This window comes from Bdellovibrionales bacterium, from assembly GCA_016716765.1.
Classification (GTDB): domain Bacteria; phylum Bdellovibrionota; class Bdellovibrionia; order Bdellovibrionales; family UBA1609; genus JADJVA01.
Genome location: JADJVA010000025.1, coordinates 883369 through 900906, shown reverse-complemented (window position 1 = coordinate 900906; position 17538 = coordinate 883369). Strand labels below are relative to the sequence as shown.

Genomic DNA, 17538 nt, shown 5'->3' with positions numbered 1-17538 from the left:
CAGGAACACTGAGTACCCTGAGAGACCCGAGAGACCTGGGAATCCTCGGAACCTGGAGAACCTCGGCAACCATTTTAATCTTAGCGTATTGCCTCCTCGCTCGCGGCGAACTGAGGAGTTCGGTTCAAAGTATCAAATCTCATTTTTCAATGAACTCAGAGCGGTCTGACCATTGCGGACGATCTGCTTTTCCGACGCAATACTATTCATTGAGACGATATGAATACCCTCATCAAACAAGGAACAACTCCCTTGAGCCAGAAATCTTTGTATCGATTCAGAGGACTCAAAGAACTCAAAAAACTCAAAAAATTCAGAGAACAACGATCACTTCTCATGACGAAATGGTCCCTATGGATCTTAGCTGTTTTGATTGTGATGTGCGCCAACTGGACTCCTCAGCCACACAACGGTCACCGAAAAATGATTTCTTCTTCTGCTAAAATAGATTCTCGAGAAAGTCATCAACTGAACTATATTTTTCATCGTCCAGAGATGGCACCTGAGGTGAGTTTTTCATTGGCTCCTTCTCACAGCGATTCATTCGAAAATCAAACGATACTCAATGCCCTTGTTGGAACGCTGGTAAAATATGATGTCTCCGGGAGAATAGAGCCCTATCTTGCGTCCTCTTGGTCGAAATCAAATGATGGCCGACGCTGGGAATTTGCCCTCCAAGACCATCTAGAATGTGAAGACGGCACTCCCATTACCGCCAATTCATATGTCGTTAAACTTCATGAGCAGCTGAAGACATATGCAAAAAGTGGAAAGCTGATGGTTTTTGACCAACTCGATGGATGGCGTGCCTTTGCTCAAGGTCAGGTTTCTTTTATTCGTGGTCTAAAAGCATCTGGACCGCATCAAATTCTTTTTGAATTTACGCAGGAGCAACATGAGCTCCTTGAGTTTTTGAGAATGCCTTATTTTGGATTTTGGTGCGACCGAAATTTTGTGGACGGCAAGTTTAGAAAAGATCACAAATTTACTTCCTCCGGTGCCTATCTGTTGCGGTCGAATGAAAGTGGACGGCAACTTGTCCTTGAGAAAAATCAAAAGTGGTTCTCTGTTTCGGAGTCGTCACCCAATGTGATTCGCTTTTCGGCACAGAATGTTGACGAAACGACTGTCATTAGTTCTAGAACAATTGTACGGCTAGGAGCCTCAGTTCCAGATTTTTCTCACAACAGCGGTGTCTTTCATAAAATCAGAACGGCTCCGTTTCTCCTCACGGCAATGATACTTAGTCCTCTGACTCCCTCTGGCTTTTTTGAAAGCAAAAGAAATCGACAAGTTTTTCAGAGTCGCCTTCAAGGGGTCCCCTTACCGGATTGGTTCGCCAAAAATGCCATCTACCCCTCTGCCTCGTTTTACTCTCATTGGCCCTCGGTGACACAACGCCCACTCCCGACTCTCTCGAGCCAAGTTGCTAGCTACGAGGATTTCAATTCTGACCAGCAAATCATTGTGAGCCTTCCCCCCAGACTCGGTTCACTTGTAAACAATTACATTCAAAGCTTAGTCAAAGAGCTGCTTTCGGGTGTCCCAGAAAAAAGAATTATTTTTGAGATTGTAGATAGCAGCAACCCAATCGCTTTCAAAAAATTAATATCAAATGAGATCTTTGATATTCGTGTTTCTTCTGTCGATATTGGTGGAAATATCACAAACTCGATTGTTGACATGATGTTTTGCACGAAACTTGGAGTGAGCTTTCCAGATCCCTCCAGACGCATCTGCGAACTTGTCACAAAGTATAAAGAAAATAGCCTAGAAGCAGACCAGAATTATATTCAGGAATTCAATCTCATTCTGTCAGAGGAGGCCTTTGTTCTGCCATTGTTTCACAGCGGCCTGACTTCTCTTTTTTCTGAAGACATTGATCCCGAGACGATTCCTACCGGAACGACCCATCCCCGATTTGAAGATTTTAGATTTAGAGACACAAAAATGAAGTATCGCACAGAAACTTTGTGAAGGATTCATCCCATGGAGACAGCCAGAAATCTCCTTTCGATTGTGCGACAGCTCGATGAGTCCTACCGTGAGATTTCTGAACAGGCCCTCATCGATACAGACGGCTCCCTCGTTGGGTGGCGCTCCTATGTTCTCGATAGAAATCTTGAACCGATCGGGGGTGGCACTTCGGCAGACCGCCTGACCGCCCGACGAATTGCAGTCGCTGAATTCATAGAGCGAAGGTATGTCGCCCAACTCCTAAAAAACTCGACCCAAAAGAAAAACTTTAGACTCGATGTTATCCCCACGACAAGCGGCTTTGCCGCAGGTTTTGATCGCGAGTCCACCAGATTTCGGTCCATTTGTGAGGGTATCGAGAGATGGGCCTGGTCCTGTTGGATAGACAAGACATGTCTCTTGCCAGAAGTTTCGCTGCCAGAATTTACGCTCTTAGGCCGTTTCCATACCAAGCCCTTCCTCGAAATGAAGGCCTATCAGCGACAGATTGCCGTCTCATCTGAACTCCCATTTCAATTCCCATGTCCATTCCCATTTCAATTCCCGCGTATTTTTGTTTTCAGCGTCTTATTGGGCTTTACTGAACAGGGCGTCTTCGCTGGATCCCGAGTGACAAGCTCCCAAGATGACCCCTGGACCCATGCCGCTATCGAAGCATGGAGAAACCACAACAATTATCAACTTGCTCATAAAAGCCAGACAAATCCCATCGGTTCAGACTGGTTGGAGAAGCGAGTTCTTTTTTTTGGAAAAAACAAACAAGAGGCAATAAAGCAAATTGGGCAAGCCAAGAATTCGTCCTGGCCGCCCCTCCAATTTGACATTTCAAAAGGCATCGAAGCCTTTCCCGGCATTCACCTTTGGAGAACGCTCTGCCTTGATTTCCTGCCATGGCACAAAGGACCAGATCATCGCTTTGTCTATTGAAGTTCGTGACAAGACAAGCAAAGAAATGTGGAGTTAAGAAATGAATTTGATTCATTTTGTTAAGTTCACCCCCTTTGCTTTGTTTTCACTTATCGCTGCAGCTGCGGCTGTGGCAGCCCCAAACCTCGATGAGTTAAATCAGTTTTTTGAGCCTGATCATTTCAACTTGTCTTTTAAAGCGGGAGACCAAGTCAATTTGATTTCCAAAAGCTGCTTAGCTGATCATTGCGATATTTCAAAACACCAACATGTGGTGGACGCGGCAAATGAAGAGCAAGCAACAATTGTTACGCGTCAAGGGAACGGCACTGAAATTTCCCGTGCTCTTTTAACCGAAAGCGAATGGAACCAAAATTCTCACAACCGAGTACAAATAAAAATCAAGGTCATGGAGAGCTACGGCTTTCAAGTGACAGTCCATAGCATTGAGCCTTCCTCAAAAACCCTACAAGTCAACGGACAGCCCCGACAGCTTGAAACTCGGATCGTTCAACTGCACGGACAGAACAAACTCGGTATGAAACTGCTCGTCACGATGGAAGTCACATCAGGCCTTGGTGGGATCGCTCAAATCCTGAGCTTGTCTGAGAACAAAGGATTGGGGACCGACTCCTACGAAATTCAGGAAGCTTTTCTTCTCCAAAGGTAGAAACCTGCGGCGGACCGAGCGTGATCAGGATGGGCATTAAAACCTCAGCTCACCAGACCTTTCGTCGTTACTTAAAAATCAGAACTGGATCGGTAGAAGTGTTTGCTTGCTATTATCTCTCAGGATCCTCAATGCTCATGATTCTCGCCGTCACCGCATCAACATGAACAATGAGAGTGGCCTTCAGTTTGATACACTTATTTAAAAAAATTCGAACCTGTCTCGATGAATCCTGAACCTTTGGAAAACGGTAGAGAGCTGCATGGCGGGACAGTAAAATCAAAAAATCCTTCTCCGTTTCCTGAAACTCATCGATGGTCTCGTTCATAACGAGAATCTCCCCATCAGGAGATTTCTCATACCCCTTAAAACTGGAGGCCTCACTCTTTAGATCAAAAACCATGAAACATATAAATCCAATTAGGAATACCTGCCAGATCTTTCTCACTTGGCTGCTCCTCTGGGTTTAGACAAAGTTCTCCCTTTTTCAGACGAAGACCCCATGGAGAAATCCTGAAGCTTCTCATATTCTGAAAAAGTAGTTTTCATATTATCCAAATCATCCTTCCACCAAAATCCTTTGTTGGACTCAGATTTCTTTTTAAAGTACTGATATCGCGACCCATAATATATGTTTTTAATAACGGGGTTATAAAAGTCATATTTATAAAGCATTCTGTTTTTCCATACTTCCAATGTCACCGGAGCGTTAAAAAGGGATGGATCAAATACCATAATTCTGACCTTCCCGTCTGGCTGTTTGACATAGGTAACAGGAGCCACATGCCAACCCCAGTTCACGATGGGGTACTTCTTGCTGGAGGTTTTAACCTGGAGATGGCCTTCTACGAACACCTTTCCCATTTCGATTTTCTTGGCTTCAGCTATTTTGGTCATGGCCGTTGCCCGAGCGTAACAACCATCAATTGGATATTTATAAGGAATTTTCCCATCGCGGGCAAACTCTGCAAATATATTTTTTGCCGCTGAATAATCAAGAACTGAAACCTTGATTCCTCGAGGATCCCCAGCTTTTCGCGCAAATCCATTTTCAATTTCTCTCTCCTCAAAATCACCAGCAAGAGAGATTATTGAAATAAACAATAGAAAATAGCAGACCCTTCTCAACCTCATGCCCCCCCGCTGGCCTCAAACTCAAGCAACCTAGCTGTCTCCGAAAGTACCCATGTCACGTCACTACTGAGCTTGCTTCAAAAGTGCGCTTCGGCATGCTCCCGCTCTCCCATCGGATTTGGTATTCGTCTTCTCAAAGACAGGAAGATTGGATGGCAAAGCAACTTCTGAGACCGCTCTTGCTTTATGTTGTTTAAGAATTGCAGAAATGTCAGCAACACTTTCTGGAGGCGAAATTCCGGGAAGAAGTTCTGGGACCAAAGTCGAGGGCGAATGAATGATTGGGCTTAACCTCGCTCGCAAGGCCGTGCCCGTCCACCTTCTCACGGGATTTCTGTATTCCGGAGAACCCTCAACAAAAACTTGGTGAGTCTCATAAAATTTGTCGAGGTCCTCCTTTTCCATAGTTAGCTTCTGCAGTAACTCGAATCCCAGGGGAATGACCACGTTGTCCAAGTTTGCCAATAGAGCTCTTCTTACAAGCTCTTTCCCTTCGGCCAACCATTGATTGACTTCTCGAAACAATAGTTCCTTTCGCTTTTCGGGAAGCTCAGCGATATAAGACTCCATCGATAAATTTGGGTCGCTCGGCATCGTTTGTGGCCCCCATTTTTTTGAAAGACCCCATTTAAGTATGGCCCTGTGAGCGAGCTCGGTGGCTCGTTCCATGTCATTGCTCTTGCCGGCGTCCCCGCTGCCACCCTTCGTCAAAAGAGATTGGGCCACATCTCCTCCAAACTTAACAGCGATGTCTCTCAAGACGGTTGCTTTGGAGGGAGTCAGCTCCTTGATGTCATTGTGTTCGGCCACTCCCAGAAAATAGACAATCTGCTCTGCAATCTCTGCAACTCCTGGTTTTAACGATATCCTCTCGTGAGTGCGTGTATTTCCAAATAGGACTTTCCTCCCCACCTCATGTCCAACTTCGTGAAAGGCGGTCAACACTTCATCAGCTTGAACTCTCGTTGGAATATCTGGTGTTTCCTTTCCTTTTAGGGTCAACCAGAGGGTCTGTAATGGCGGAGCACCCGCGCCCATATCAACTCCAGGAACAGAATCCCCCGTCTTTGGCTCTCCAAAAACATCTACCCGTAAATGCAGAATTCTGACATCCCCGTTAAAAGTATCTCTCGTCGTTCCGGTCAACGGATCAAAATCAAGCACGACCTTCGAGCCAGTGGAGACCAAGTTATGATGAAGGAGCTCACGCAATCGAGCCCCGAAGTCCTGTTTGACAAAAAGATCAATTGAACTCCCTTGCTCCTCTATTCTGTACCCATTGTCCTCAAAGGCCTCTAGGATTCGAAGGAATGATTCCTTAGTTCTGAAATGAACATGCCAACCCCTTCGATCTGGCTTCGGCTTGAGCCTTTCAATTTCCTCCATTATCTTCAACTGGAAAAGACCTCGGATGGCTTTGAAATCGAGCGGACCGTAAAAGAAAATATTTTGAAACCCCACGCGCCTGAGAAAAGCGGGAGTCAGGAATCTCTCAAGCAATCTTCGACGTTTTTCGGGGTCTTTCATCATCATTCCATGGATTTCTTGGAAAGCCCCCTGACGGTTGATATCAGGAATCTTCGTTGGGACGGCCCGATAAAAACTTTCTCCAATGTTTCCCGTCATAACAAAAGTCACGTGAGTCATCACTCGTGGTTCTCCGTCCGAGAAGGTTCTCACAACCGGCTCAGCCAGAATATCATAGAGAGAGGGCAAAACAGTGAGTGCATTTTGAGCGTTGATTATCTCATCTAGAATGACAACCAGCCTGCCGTTGCTTCGATCATAAGCCTTCATGAATTCGGAAGGAGTAGAAGCGCCCAACGAATCACGCATACCCAAGATTCTTGCTTTGACGTCACTCACTGACTGTATCTGAGAGCAATCGATAGTTTTTGGCTCAACCCCCAAGATATTAGCAATTTCCTTTCCCGTCTGAGTCTTTCCGTTACCTGGGGGACCCACAAACATGAAAATAGTGGCAGGTGAAGTCGCGGTGTCTGGGGTGAGTCCGCCCGTTCGACTTTCTTCTGCGTTCAATAATGCCGTCCCCAATCTATCGACAACCCTTTCAATTCCAAAGACTCTTTCGTTCAGGCGAGCTGGGATTTTTAGAAGCTCTCGAATTCTGTCGTCCGAAATCGGTTCTTTTGGCTTATCAATTTCAGTCACTGTGATTCTCAGGCGAAATTCCTGAGCGGGTTTATTTTGATCTCTGTCTGGCGGACTTTCATTTTGATTTTCATTTTCATTTGCTGTCATTTTAAACAGCAAATCAAATGTTCGATCTGAATTTTCCTCGACGTCGAGGTGAATTGCTCTTGGATGATCAGAAGCTTCAATCCTCCCACTTCGAAAAGCCTCCGTCAAAGTTCGCTTAACCAAATCGGCGAGCCGACTGTTAATCTGGGAGGCATTGTTCTCTGCTACGTAGTGATACTCCTGCAAAAATCTAACGAGTTTCTCGGACCACTGAAGAGAGTATTTTCCAAATGCGCCACTTGCGCTCAGCTCTTCACTCAAATCCTGCAGTCTTTGTCTCACAATTTCTTGAAGAGTATCAGGCCCCAGAGGACGCATCCGCACAATTGAATCATCTGGAAAACTATTTAGTAGGCTTTGCGAAATTCCGCGAGCTTCGCCTTGTTGGTGCACAATGCCTGACCCTTGACTGGCCTCCAAATCTTTTCGAAGACGACCGGGATTGTTCCCTGAGGCCTTCCACTTCTCCATCATTTGATCATAACTGAGAGGGCGACCCTCCCTATCCCCGTTTACAGTTGTGGATATAATGAAAGTGATGGGTACAGAGATCGATGAAAGTTCAGCGGTTGGATTGTTCAACTGAAATATTCCTGTCTCTATGGCTTGTCCCAAAAAGGCGTCCTTCATGTCAGAGGACCAATTTTGAAAACCATCGAGAAAAACAATCCCCCGCTCCGGTACCGTCTTGGGATCCCAATTCGGATCTTCCTCTAAGTAGACTTCCGTATTTCCACCAAGAAAGATTCTCTTCTTGACCTGATAGCGCCCGCCCGAGTGTTCCGCTAAAAAGGCCAAGAAAGGAGGAAATTTTCCGGCACCCTCATGTCCCACGACGGCCCCCATCACTTGCCAAAGATCTGCATGTCTTTTCAAGGTGGGAACGCGAAACATATGTTTTTCATGAGCGCCTTTATAACCATGAAGAACATCCGTGTAGACTTTCGCAATTGTCTCTTTCCCCGTTCCATCAGGTCCCATGAGAACCATGATTTTAGGTTTCTTGCGCCGACCATAAATAAGAAGTTCACTTTCGGCATTCACCAACATCTGCACGGCTTCAGGCTGCCCCTTTATTTGTTCCTTCAGAGCCTTCTCCAAGCTATCCAATCGATCCAGAATAAGCTTGTGGGCCGGCTCCTCGGGCGTCAACACCCCATCTCCTCCTGAAGATTCAGGCGTATGCCCCTGTAAGGAAGCCTCGCCCGGATCAGGCTTTGCGTCTGCGGACGGCAATCTTATCCGACGTTCATTTACAGAATTTAATATTGTATCGAAGCGGCCTGGGATATCCTTCAAAATATCGTCCGTTTGCGCTTGTAGAATCTCCTTGGTGGCTTCACTTAGCTCAAAAATTCTGCTGGTATTGTGAATAGTCGCCAAATCCTCAATACCATCTAAGAGTCGATTTAAGATATTTAAAGAATCTAAACGCCCGCTACCAGTATCCCCTCCTTTGGCAAGCCGGTCCAATTCGACCTGATAACGATCACAAAGAGCCACAAAACTCTCCGAGTAACGAAATTGCTTGAGATCATTTATTGCTTCTGAGAGGACAATTAAATCTGGTGAATCTGCAACTTGCCGGTCACTTCCGCTCAAGGTATCTAAAATTTCGCTGTATCTCGTTGGCATCTCGGCACGAGCAGAACAAGGATAAAATAAATATCCGACAAAAATCGAAATGACTTGGATGGAAATCATAAAATTCGGGGCAAAGCGGACGGAAGTCATAGATACTCTTTTCAATGCTTTTAAAAATTCGTAAAAAACTCTGAGGAAAGGCCAGTTAATTTTGCAAGAGCGGTGCCACGATCGCTCAGATCTTAAAAAATATCTGATCCTTAAAATTTTTTCTAAATCCCCTCCGATAACACTTTGCCATAGGTCCGCTTAACACACCTCCGAGTGGATTCTTCCTTTCTCGAAGTGCAGCCTTTTCATTTTTGAAAAGCTCTTTGATTGTAGATAGATAAAGAACCATAAGGTTTGAATATTAAAAAGTCACATCACGACAAAAACGAAAAGGGAGCCAATGAAATCCGCATCGAATCCGCATTCATTTTGAGCAGTTGCATAAAAATATTTTTTGCCTTTGATCCCTCAGCAATAATGCGATCTTTTACTGGCTATAAGACAGGAGCCGTGACTCGATACATCATCGACACTGGCACATGTTGTTTTTACATCTTGTCAGTTTTCTAAAAAAAAAGCATTTCTGACTTTCTTTTCATTGGTCACTGAGATTGTCGAACAACTTGATAAGCCCGTCAGAAAGACGAAGCCTGGGAGCAAATCCCAACTCCTTCTGAACCAATTCGTAGCTTCCGCAAGATTTGTAAATATCTCCATCACGAAAGCGACTGTAAGTTATCTCAGGTCGAGGGGCCTGAGGGAACTTTTTACTCCAATGGCTAACGAGTCCTTCCGCGAGTGAACTCAAGCTCGTTTCCTCACCACTGCAGATATTATAGCTCTTACCAAAGGCACTTTGACGAGTGACTGTGGCCCCCAAAATATTTGCCGCCACAACGTCATCCACATGACAAAAATCCCGCGTTGTCGTTCCATCTCCATGAATCAAAATCGGATCACCTTTGCGAAGAGCTTCAATCCATTTTGGAATGACTGCTGCATAGGATCCTTGCGGGTCCTGCCTCGGCCCATAAACATTAAAATATCTCAGTCCAACCGTTTCCATTTTATAGTGACGATGGAATTGCGCGGCATACAACTCGTCAATGAATTTAGTCACGGCATAGGGCGAAAGTAACTCTCCCAAATCACCCTCAGACTTAATTGCGGTCGGATTATCTCCGTAAACAGCACTGCTTGAAGCATAAACCACGCGCTTAACGCCCTCGTTCTTCGCCGAATTCAAAATATTGAGAAAACCCGTGACGTTCGTATCATGTACATAATGAGGACTTTCGATACTTAAAGGCACTGAAGCCACTGCCGCCTGATGGAGAACAACATGAACGCCGCTCAGAGCCCTCTCCATCATCCTCACATTCCCGATGTCGTCACAGATAAATGAAAAACTTTTCTGTTGGCCGTTAGTTAACCGACCCAACACCTCCTGCAGGTTCTCCCACTTGCCCGTAGAAAGATTGTCAACCCCGACCACTTTTTGGCTTTCGCCAAGAAGACGTCCCACGAGGTGAGAACCAATAAACCCAGCCGCTCCCGTAACTAACCACGTCCTTCTATCCATCAGGTTATTTACCTCTTTCAGGCCGACAACCTACACCCATCAAGCCCGAGATTCCATATCCCCCTTTTTGGATGCATTGCATCCATTTGACTCAGAAGAGGAATACCGGAAAAATGATGCACGGACAGAACTGGACCAATTTGGACCGAAGAAGCGGTCTATAACTTTAGGAAAAATAAATAGGAACAAAGATATGGGATTAATCCTCAAACAGGTCTTTCAATTCATCAAACTTTTGAATTCTGAAAACGGAACCAATCAAATTGCTGCCGGTCTCGCTGCTGGATTCATTTTGGGAATGACTCCCGCGCTGTCCCTGCAAACTCTTTTGGTCTTTGCTTGCATTTTTCTGTTCAGAATTCAGGCTGGGGCTGCAATGGTTTCTGCCGGATTTTTTTCTTTTGCGGGCTACCTGCTTGATCCTATTTTTGATGTGGTTGGAAGAAAGGTTCTCGAGATGCCAAGCCTCCAGGAAACCTTCGTTTTACTTTACAATCTTCCCATTATTCCCTTTACTCGATTCAACAATTCCATCGTCATGGGCTCCGGCGTTTTTACGATCGTCGCCAGCCCCTTTGTTTTTGTGATCGCTCGTTTGTTAGTTTTGAAATATCAGAAAGACATTTTAGAGCGATTTAAAAACACAAAGATTTGGAAGGGCATTCAGGCCACCTCCCTTTACAAATGGTATTTTAAATACGATCAGCTTTACGGAGCCTGAGTCTCATCCCTCCTTTCATTGACAAGTGAACAAACGACTTAAAACAAGGACAACCAAATTGAGCTCACCGAAAACACCAGAAAAAGAAAAAGTAAAAAAAGTGAAGGGGCCTTTGAGATGGGAGGCCGTCGTTCCCGTCACAGTTATATGTGTGTGTGCTGGATTGTATTTTTCTTTTCTGTTCGATAGCCACCTTCGCTTCTTGATCGAATTTACGGGAACCCACATTCATGGGGCTGAGGTGAATGTTGGCCGAGTAAAAACCAGTTTTTTAGGTGGAAGCTTTCGTCTTTCTGAATTGCAGGTCACAGACAAGGAGGATCCTTCTCGAAATCTTTTTTCAATCGGTGAAATTCGCTTTGGTTTCTTGTGGGATGCCCTTCTTCGGGCAAAATTCGTGGTCGAAGAGGCCTCTATTGTTGATATCCAAGCCTTTCCTCCCCGGCTGAGGCCCGGTAAGATACTTCCTGTGGAATCCAGTGTCAATGACGGGAAATCACCAGCCCTGGCAAAGCTTGAAAGTGGAATTCTCGACCAAACCAAGAAGGAATTTGAGGGTAATCTTCTGAGTGATTTGGCCAATATCATTGAGGGAGCCGATCCCACTGCTCAAATTAAAAATCTTGAATCTAATCTTAAGTCGAACCTTAAGATTAAGGAACTGGAGGCCAGTCTCAAAGAGAAGCAAGCCTTGTGGGATGCACGCATTAAAGCTCTCCCAAGAAGTGACGAGCTCAAGGATTTTGAAACGAGAGTTAAGGCCATAAAAATTGACACCAAAGATCCCGTTAAATTTGCCGCCTCCATCGGAGAAATCCAATCTCTTGTAAAAGAGGCTGATCAAAAAATAAAATCGGTCAAAGAAACAAGCGACGGGGTTAACAGCGATTTAAAAGCCATCGACACCGCATTTAAAGACCTCGATCAGGTCATTAAGCAAGACGTCCAAGACTTAGAAAAGCATTTCAAGATCCCTCAAATCGACGTGGGTGATTTCTCAAAAAAATTGTTTGGAAAGATGTTTGCAGATAAGCTCGTAACTATCCAAAAATATATGACGGTGGCCCGCGAATATCTTCCTCCCCAAAAAACTGATGAGCAAAAGAAGGCTTCAGCTGACGAACAAATTGTCCCTCGACCCCGAAGCGATGGCAAAAACTACCGTTTTCCCGTCACTCGCGGATACCCTCTTTTTTGGCTCAAAAAAGCCAGCATTAGCTCTGAGCCCAGTCAAAGCAGCGAATACAGCGGACGTGTTAAGGGTGAACTTCTTGATTTGACCTCGAATCCCGCCCAGATTGGGAAACCAACCATAATTAACTTTGAAGGCGATTTTCCAAAGCAAATGCTCATGGGCCTCGTAACAAAAATTACTTTGGATCATACGACGGACAACCCAAAAGAAACAATGCAAGCAAGCATTGCTTCTTTTCCAGTCCAGCCTCAAAAATTTTCAGACAGCGCGGAAGTTAAGCTCATACTAACCCAAGCCAAGGGAAGTTCTGATCTCAATGCCGTGCTCGAAAATGAAGAACTCAAAATCACAGTTAAAAATAACTTTGCTGATCTAAAATATGATATCGAAGCCAGATCAAAAATGGTCCATGAGATTCTGACAAATGTAACCTCTGGAATACCCGTCATAACACTCGACGCAAGTGCCACTGGAAATTGGAAAAATCTTAATTTAGGACTGCGATCAAATTTGGGTGATGAAATAGCAAAGGGCTTTAAGAAACAATTGGACGAAAAGATTGAGCAGGCCAGAGCCAAGATAAAGGCGCTTATAGACGAAAAAATCGCGGGAGAGCGAGCCAAATTTACCGCCGAAGTAGACAAGGTCAAAGCACAGGTCAACAAGGAACTCGACAAGGTCAACAGCGAAGTCAATAAGGCCAAAAAGGATGCCGAAGACCGCCTCACCGGGAGCAAAAAATCCTCTGAGGACGGACAAAAGAAGAAAGTAGAAGAAGCAGGCAAAAAGGTCATTGAGGACTTGAAGAAGAAGATAAAATTTAAATGAGAATTCATATTCGTGAGGCAGACAGATCTAATTTCAATGAGATTGATCTCGTGATTGGTCGAGCCATGGAGGCCGTTCTCGAAACAATTCCCGAGTTCAATAGCGATCCAAAGCTCGCTCGCGAGGTGTTTCCTGATTTTACCTATGAAAAAACAAAAGGCCTCATCCTAGGCTCAGACTCTTCTGATCGGCATCACCGGATTCTAGTCGCCTCTGACGAACACGAAGAACTCATAGGACATTCTGTCTTTTCTATCAAAACAGATGCCGACAACTTGGCTTACGGGAGTTTTTTTAGTCACTATCTCACACCAGAACATCGACGTTTTGGAATTGCCTCACGCTTGTTAGCTTCAGCCGAAGAATGGATGATAGGATTGGGAAGCAAGTACGCAAAGGCCCAAACTCACATTAAAAACATAAAAGCACAAAATCTATTTCGTAAGTGTGGCTATCAGGTAACGGGATCTCTCATCGGTCGGTGGCCCTATTATGAGCTAAAGAAAAATTGGTAGAGATCTTTTATCACTTCCCCCCCGCTCCTCCAGCCTCTACAGGCTCTTCTTCTTCCTCCGCATCCGTGTCTTCTTTTATTTTTGGATTTCTGAGCTCAACCAATTCCTTAAAAAAAGAAATGGCCTGTGGGCCATCCCATTTGTCCACGCCTGCTATTTTACGGATCACTTTATTTTGATATCCCAATATATATGACTCTGGAAGAACCTCGGTGCCGTAAAGGCCTGCCACCCTCTGTGACTTGTCCCACATAATTTTAATATTCGGATCCTTCGCATCAAAAGCCTTAATGAATGCCTGAAGGGCTTCGAGGGTATGGTCAGCACTGATCGCCAGCAACACAACATCACCTTTCATTTCCTTGATCAAGTGAACTAAAGACGGAAATTCCTGAACGCAGGGCTCACACCAGGAAGCCCAAAAGCTCAGGATAACAATTTTATTCTTGAAATCAGAAAGCTCCACACGATTTCCGTCAAGATCTTCAATACTAAAATCAGGGACCCCCTCCACTTCCATTTCATTTAATTTCTGCGTTCCTGGAGGGGGACGCGAGCCTTGAGTCAAAAAATCCTGATACTTCCACCACCCGAGCCACATAATGGCACCAGCAAATACAACAGCGATCATCCCATTTAATCCGTGTCTCATTTTACCCTCGATCTTAAGTCTGATGCGGCAATCAGGCCTGAGTTATTTTGGAGTCTCCAAGAGGGCAGGTATAAATCCGATTTCCAAATCCGTTCCTGCGGATTGCTCCTCAAGTTCAATTTCGGCTCCTAGATTGATTCCAACTCTTTCAGGATCATAACTCCAACCCCGCTTTAAATCCTCGGGGATCTCCTGTTTACCATAGCGAATCCGGATCGTCGAGACCACAGGAAGTTGCTTCAAAGGAATAAACATTCCCACTTTTTTAACCAAATCATCGCCGATTTCCCCTAAGCGGTTACCAAAATCTGTGGCGCAAAGACTAAAAGAAAGCCCCTTGACCATGTGTAAGAACTCTTCAATGCTCAACGGCTTCATTCTCGGATCATCCCTCTGGCAGATATCATCGGCCGAAGGAACGATCACTCCATAGGCAATAAGCTTATCCTTGTCCCAGCTTTTTAAATTCATCAAAAACTGGTAGAGCGCGTCGGCACTCATTTTACTATGATCGGCCGCATCGGTCACAAAAACCAAGGCCAAATAGGCTTGACTGCGATAAAATAGTCGATTGACTCCACTGAGATTTGGTTCAGAAAGAGCCTGATAAGTCGGATAGAAGACACTTTCTGTCCCAGAACCGCTGGTCCCTACAAGGAGGTTATTCTTTAGTCTTACCAATCCATCGGTGGTGCTGCGCTCCACAAAACTTGGAGTCCCTCGCAAGACTCCCACATCACCGTATTCGAAATCGGTCGTAGTCACTCCAATGTGGTAGTCGAGAATTTGAGTCCTTGAGAGCCCATTGGTGAAAAGATCAATGTTTGAAGACAAATTCCTTTGGTGCGTCATCATGCTTCCAGAGCTATCGACCACAAATAAGATATCCACCTGAGGCTTAAAAATAAGTTTGATGTCTCCAATCCTATTTTTGACTTCCACCGTTGGATCAGGTCGAGGGATGAGAAACTCATTCGCTGGAGGAGAACAGCCACTTAGCGCTGAGCCCCAGAGGGCCAAAAGAAATGAGAAGCGAAATATCGTATTCAATGGGCTCCTCCACGAGAGGCCAAGCAACCCTTCTTGATGTTCACTTTATAATTGGTTAACTCATCAAACCAGGTTTCACCCTCAAATGGATATTTTACCGCGTGCTTGGCCCGACTCCCAGTCGAACCCAATTTAACCAGATCATCGCTCCTCCGTTTATTTTGATCCTTCATTTTTGAATTTGCTTGAATAATTCGATCAGCTCTATCTATCTGTTGAATAACCTCCGCATCCACAATTTGCATCTTTTGTAAAATCCTCTGAATTTCGCTTACCTCGTCGCTCGCCAAGTCCTTAATACGAGCATAGGTTGCGCTCTTTGCGCTCTGAAGTTTCTGTTCTGCTAGCTTTTTAAGATCCTCCAATCGAGCCTGAAAACCAACCTGATCGCTTCCTCCAGTCAAAGACCGGGAGTAGAGATCTCCTGCTAACTGAGCTTCAATTTCAAGAGCCTTCTGCGCCTGCACGAGATCAAAGAGAACTTCATCACGACTCACATAACTTGGTATTCTGCCTGCCGAGGACCCAAGGCTAAGTAATCGAACTCTTCCCTTTCTCAGTTCGGTCATCAACTTTTCGATATCAGGCGATTGACCCGTCTCCCTCAACGACATCATGATCTGCGCTCTGTCTTTAAATCTTTTCCTGAATTCATTGATTGTATTCACAACTTCCGGATAGTCGCAAACTTTGAGAAAAGCCAATGCTCTCAAAAATATTGTCTCAGGACCGACCTGAGGAGCAAAATCCTTATGCATCAAAGTCTGAGTTACCGCCAAGGTATTCTGTGGCTCTCCCTTTCTAATATAGGACCAAGCCATTTCCTCTTGGGCCGTATACCAGTATTCGCTCTGCATGGGGATTTTAGAATAATAATTGATTGCAGGACCCAAATAACCCTGCTGGTAAAGCAATCGAGCTGCAGTGACATTTTGGATATCTTCTGAAATCAGCTGGTTTTTGTCCTTCATTAAATGGGCCAATACCTTTGCCGCTTTGGAAACATCCCCAGCCAGCGAAAGTCCAAGGGCCATCTGCCACTCGAGCCAAGAGCGCTCACGACTACCAAGTCCCGTTTTTCTCAACAATTCAAAGATTTTTCCTGTATCGGACAGATCATGCATTTGGCGACTACGCACCTGGACCTCTGTTGCGACATCAAAGACAGTCGTCCATTCATCGCTCCAATTCACTTTAACTAAATTCCATACAGAGCTCCCTGCGGGAACCAAAAGCTTCCAAAGCTTTACCAGATCAGAGTGAATTTCATTTGGCTTCTCAATATCCATTAGGTTTTGAAGACCATTCACCTCTAGTTGATTCTTAAACAAAAGAAATGCATACAGAGCTCGCCCAGAAGACGTCTTTCGAAAATCACTTGCTTCAAAAGCTGGCCACCACTGATAAATGGCCTTCTCATATTGATTCTTATCTAGAAAAGAAAGAAAGATATTTTGTTCCGCGGTGAGGTTTCCCAATTCCTTGCGCAGGGAGATCGTCCATTCATGGTGTTCTTGAAAAAGAGCATCATCAGGCTCTGCGCCGAGAATATTCAAAAGGTCCTCTTGTTCAGTTGAATTATCGACTCGCGCGCTTCTGTCCTTGGTGGTCGTGGTCGTGGTCGTGGCCGTGGCCGTCGCCGTCGCCGTCGCCGTCGTAAACGTCAATGCCAGAGAGAGTTCAATCAACCAAAAATACTTTGTATTCATAACAAATACCCAAGCCCAAAATTTGCTACCATCAACTTCATATTTGCCGCTCCCGCCAGTCTCTCGCTCTCATAATTGAGATAGCGTAATTCCAAACGACTGGTGAGATGTTGAGAAAACCAAAAACCAAAACCACCACCAGCTGTGACTGCCGCCGTATGACCTGATTTCAGTTCAATGTTGCCGTATCCCGCCAAGACATAAAAATCGAAATGAACGATCCCAATACCAAAGAAATTAAACTTACCGTAGATAGGGTAATAGTTGATGACCCCTTGATAGGACTGCTTTGGCCAATCCAATTCAGGAATGTAACCAAATTGGCTAATTAAGTGGCTTCCCTCTGAGGCCAATTCATTCATATAGTAGGAATACTTAAATCCTAAAGACCATCGCGGATTAAAGTGAAAACTGTAGTCCAGGCCTGCGTACTGACTATTTAAATAAGCGTCTCCTCCAATAACATTGCCGTAACCAAATTGAAATTCATTTCTCAAGTGACGATTGACGATACGGTTCTGAACAATTTCAATTTTAGTGTCGGGGTTAAGTGCCTGGGCTTTTTCTAAAAGAACATTATTTCCACCCAGGGAATTAAAATCCTCCATCAGGTCGGCCACGCTTGTATTCATGACTGCGAACGAAATAAAAGCCAAAATCAGTTTGGAAATTCTTCCTCTTTGTCTTTTCATCAATTCCATT

At 44.9% G+C, this 17538-nt stretch carries 14 protein-coding genes; 6 read left to right on the top strand and 8 right to left on the bottom strand.

What is annotated here, in order from left to right; all coding sequences use genetic code 11:
• The first annotated feature begins 219 nt into the window (after positions 1–219).
• From IPL83_20715 to IPL83_20705, 3 genes are read left to right on the top strand one after another with little or no spacing between them, the layout of a single operon-like run.
• Positions 220–1977 carry a hypothetical protein gene (locus IPL83_20715; GenBank protein MBK9041541.1) on the top strand — a complete coding sequence of 586 codons (1758 nt, stop codon included), beginning with the start codon at positions 220–222 and terminating at the stop codon, positions 1975–1977.
• Between the two features lie 12 nt (positions 1978–1989).
• Positions 1990–2904 (top strand): hypothetical protein, encoded by a 915-nt coding sequence (locus IPL83_20710; GenBank protein ID MBK9041540.1) that lies wholly within the window; start codon positions 1990–1992, stop codon positions 2902–2904.
• A 40-nt stretch (positions 2905–2944) separates the two neighbouring features.
• Complete coding sequence (locus tag IPL83_20705; protein ID MBK9041539.1) at positions 2945–3553, top strand: hypothetical protein; 609 nt, start codon at positions 2945–2947, stop codon at positions 3551–3553.
• Between the two features lie 112 nt (positions 3554–3665).
• Here the strand turns inward: IPL83_20705 and IPL83_20700 are convergent, their stop codons facing one another.
• The 4 genes from IPL83_20700 to IPL83_20685 all read right to left on the bottom strand — a co-directional run bounded on the left by IPL83_20700 (position 3666) and on the right by IPL83_20685 (position 10166).
• The gene (locus tag IPL83_20700) at positions 3666–4001 is read right to left on the bottom strand and encodes a hypothetical protein (protein ID MBK9041538.1); all 336 of its coding nucleotides are present in this window, start codon (positions 3999–4001) and stop codon (positions 3666–3668) included.
• Positions 3998–4687, bottom strand: coding sequence for a hypothetical protein (locus tag IPL83_20695; protein ID MBK9041537.1), 690 nt, complete (start codon positions 4685–4687; stop codon positions 3998–4000). The genes IPL83_20700 and IPL83_20695 overlap by 4 nt, the downstream gene beginning before the upstream one ends.
• 63 nt (positions 4688–4750) lie before the next feature.
• A complete protein-coding gene (locus IPL83_20690; GenBank protein MBK9041536.1) occupies positions 4751–8683 on the bottom strand; it encodes an AAA family ATPase in 3933 nt (1310 codons plus the stop codon).
• Between the two features lie 496 nt (positions 8684–9179).
• Positions 9180–10166 (bottom strand): NAD-dependent epimerase/dehydratase family protein, encoded by a 987-nt coding sequence (locus tag IPL83_20685; GenBank protein MBK9041535.1) that lies wholly within the window; start codon positions 10164–10166, stop codon positions 9180–9182.
• A 193-nt stretch (positions 10167–10359) separates the two neighbouring features.
• Here IPL83_20685 and IPL83_20680 point away from each other — a divergent pair, with 193 nt between their 5' ends.
• The 3 genes from IPL83_20680 to IPL83_20670 are packed head-to-tail and all read left to right on the top strand — an operon-like array spanning position 10360 to position 13425.
• Positions 10360–10887: a TIGR03546 family protein gene (locus IPL83_20680; protein MBK9041534.1), complete on the top strand. Its 528-nt coding sequence runs from the start codon at positions 10360–10362 to the stop codon at positions 10885–10887.
• 58 nt (positions 10888–10945) lie between these two features.
• The gene (locus IPL83_20675; GenBank protein ID MBK9041533.1) at positions 10946–12910 is read left to right on the top strand and encodes a TIGR03545 family protein; all 1965 of its coding nucleotides are present in this window, start codon (positions 10946–10948) and stop codon (positions 12908–12910) included.
• Positions 12907–13425: a GNAT family N-acetyltransferase gene (locus tag IPL83_20670; protein ID MBK9041532.1), complete on the top strand. Its 519-nt coding sequence runs from the start codon at positions 12907–12909 to the stop codon at positions 13423–13425. The genes IPL83_20675 and IPL83_20670 overlap by 4 nt, the downstream gene beginning before the upstream one ends.
• Positions 13426–13435: 10 nt before the next feature.
• Here the strand turns inward: IPL83_20670 and IPL83_20665 are convergent, their stop codons facing one another.
• Genes IPL83_20665 through IPL83_20650 form a run of 4 tightly spaced genes read right to left on the bottom strand, consistent with a single transcriptional unit; the run spans position 13436 to position 17537 of the window.
• Positions 13436–14077, bottom strand: coding sequence for a TlpA family protein disulfide reductase (locus tag IPL83_20665; protein ID MBK9041531.1), 642 nt, complete (start codon positions 14075–14077; stop codon positions 13436–13438).
• Between the two features lie 42 nt (positions 14078–14119).
• On the bottom strand, positions 14120–15127 hold the full coding sequence (locus IPL83_20660; GenBank protein ID MBK9041530.1) for a hypothetical protein: 1008 nt from the start codon (positions 15125–15127) through the stop codon (positions 14120–14122).
• A complete protein-coding gene (locus IPL83_20655) occupies positions 15124–16836 on the bottom strand; it encodes a hypothetical protein (protein MBK9041529.1) in 1713 nt (570 codons plus the stop codon). Before IPL83_20655 ends, IPL83_20660 begins: the two co-directional genes overlap by 4 nt.
• Positions 16833–17537 carry an outer membrane beta-barrel domain-containing protein gene (locus IPL83_20650; protein MBK9041528.1) on the bottom strand — a complete coding sequence of 235 codons (705 nt, stop codon included), beginning with the start codon at positions 17535–17537 and terminating at the stop codon, positions 16833–16835. Before IPL83_20650 ends, IPL83_20655 begins: the two co-directional genes overlap by 4 nt.
• Position 17538: the final 1 nt, after the last annotated feature.

Bases quoted from the DNA above. Each gene is read 5' to 3' on its own strand.
- IPL83_20715 (MBK9041541.1), top strand. From the start codon at position 220: ATGAATACCCTCATCAAACAAGGAACAACTCCCTTGAGCCAGAAATCT.
- IPL83_20710 (MBK9041540.1), top strand. From the start codon at position 1,990: ATGGAGACAGCCAGAAATCTCCTTTCGATTGTGCGACAGCTCGATGAG.
- IPL83_20705 (MBK9041539.1), top strand. From the start codon at position 2,945: ATGAATTTGATTCATTTTGTTAAGTTCACCCCCTTTGCTTTGTTTTCA.
- IPL83_20695 (MBK9041537.1), bottom strand. From the start codon at position 4,687: ATGAGGTTGAGAAGGGTCTGCTATTTTCTATTGTTTATTTCAATAATC.
- IPL83_20690 (MBK9041536.1), bottom strand. From the start codon at position 8,683: ATGACTTCCGTCCGCTTTGCCCCGAATTTTATGATTTCCATCCAAGTC.
- IPL83_20685 (MBK9041535.1), bottom strand. From the start codon at position 10,166: ATGGATAGAAGGACGTGGTTAGTTACGGGAGCGGCTGGGTTTATTGGT.
- IPL83_20680 (MBK9041534.1), top strand. From the start codon at position 10,360: ATGGGATTAATCCTCAAACAGGTCTTTCAATTCATCAAACTTTTGAAT.
- IPL83_20670 (MBK9041532.1), top strand. From the start codon at position 12,907: ATGAGAATTCATATTCGTGAGGCAGACAGATCTAATTTCAATGAGATT.
- IPL83_20665 (MBK9041531.1), bottom strand. From the start codon at position 14,077: ATGAGACACGGATTAAATGGGATGATCGCTGTTGTATTTGCTGGTGCC.
- IPL83_20655 (MBK9041529.1), bottom strand. From the start codon at position 16,836: ATGAATACAAAGTATTTTTGGTTGATTGAACTCTCTCTGGCATTGACG.
- IPL83_20650 (MBK9041528.1), bottom strand. From the start codon at position 17,537: ATGGAATTGATGAAAAGACAAAGAGGAAGAATTTCCAAACTGATTTTG.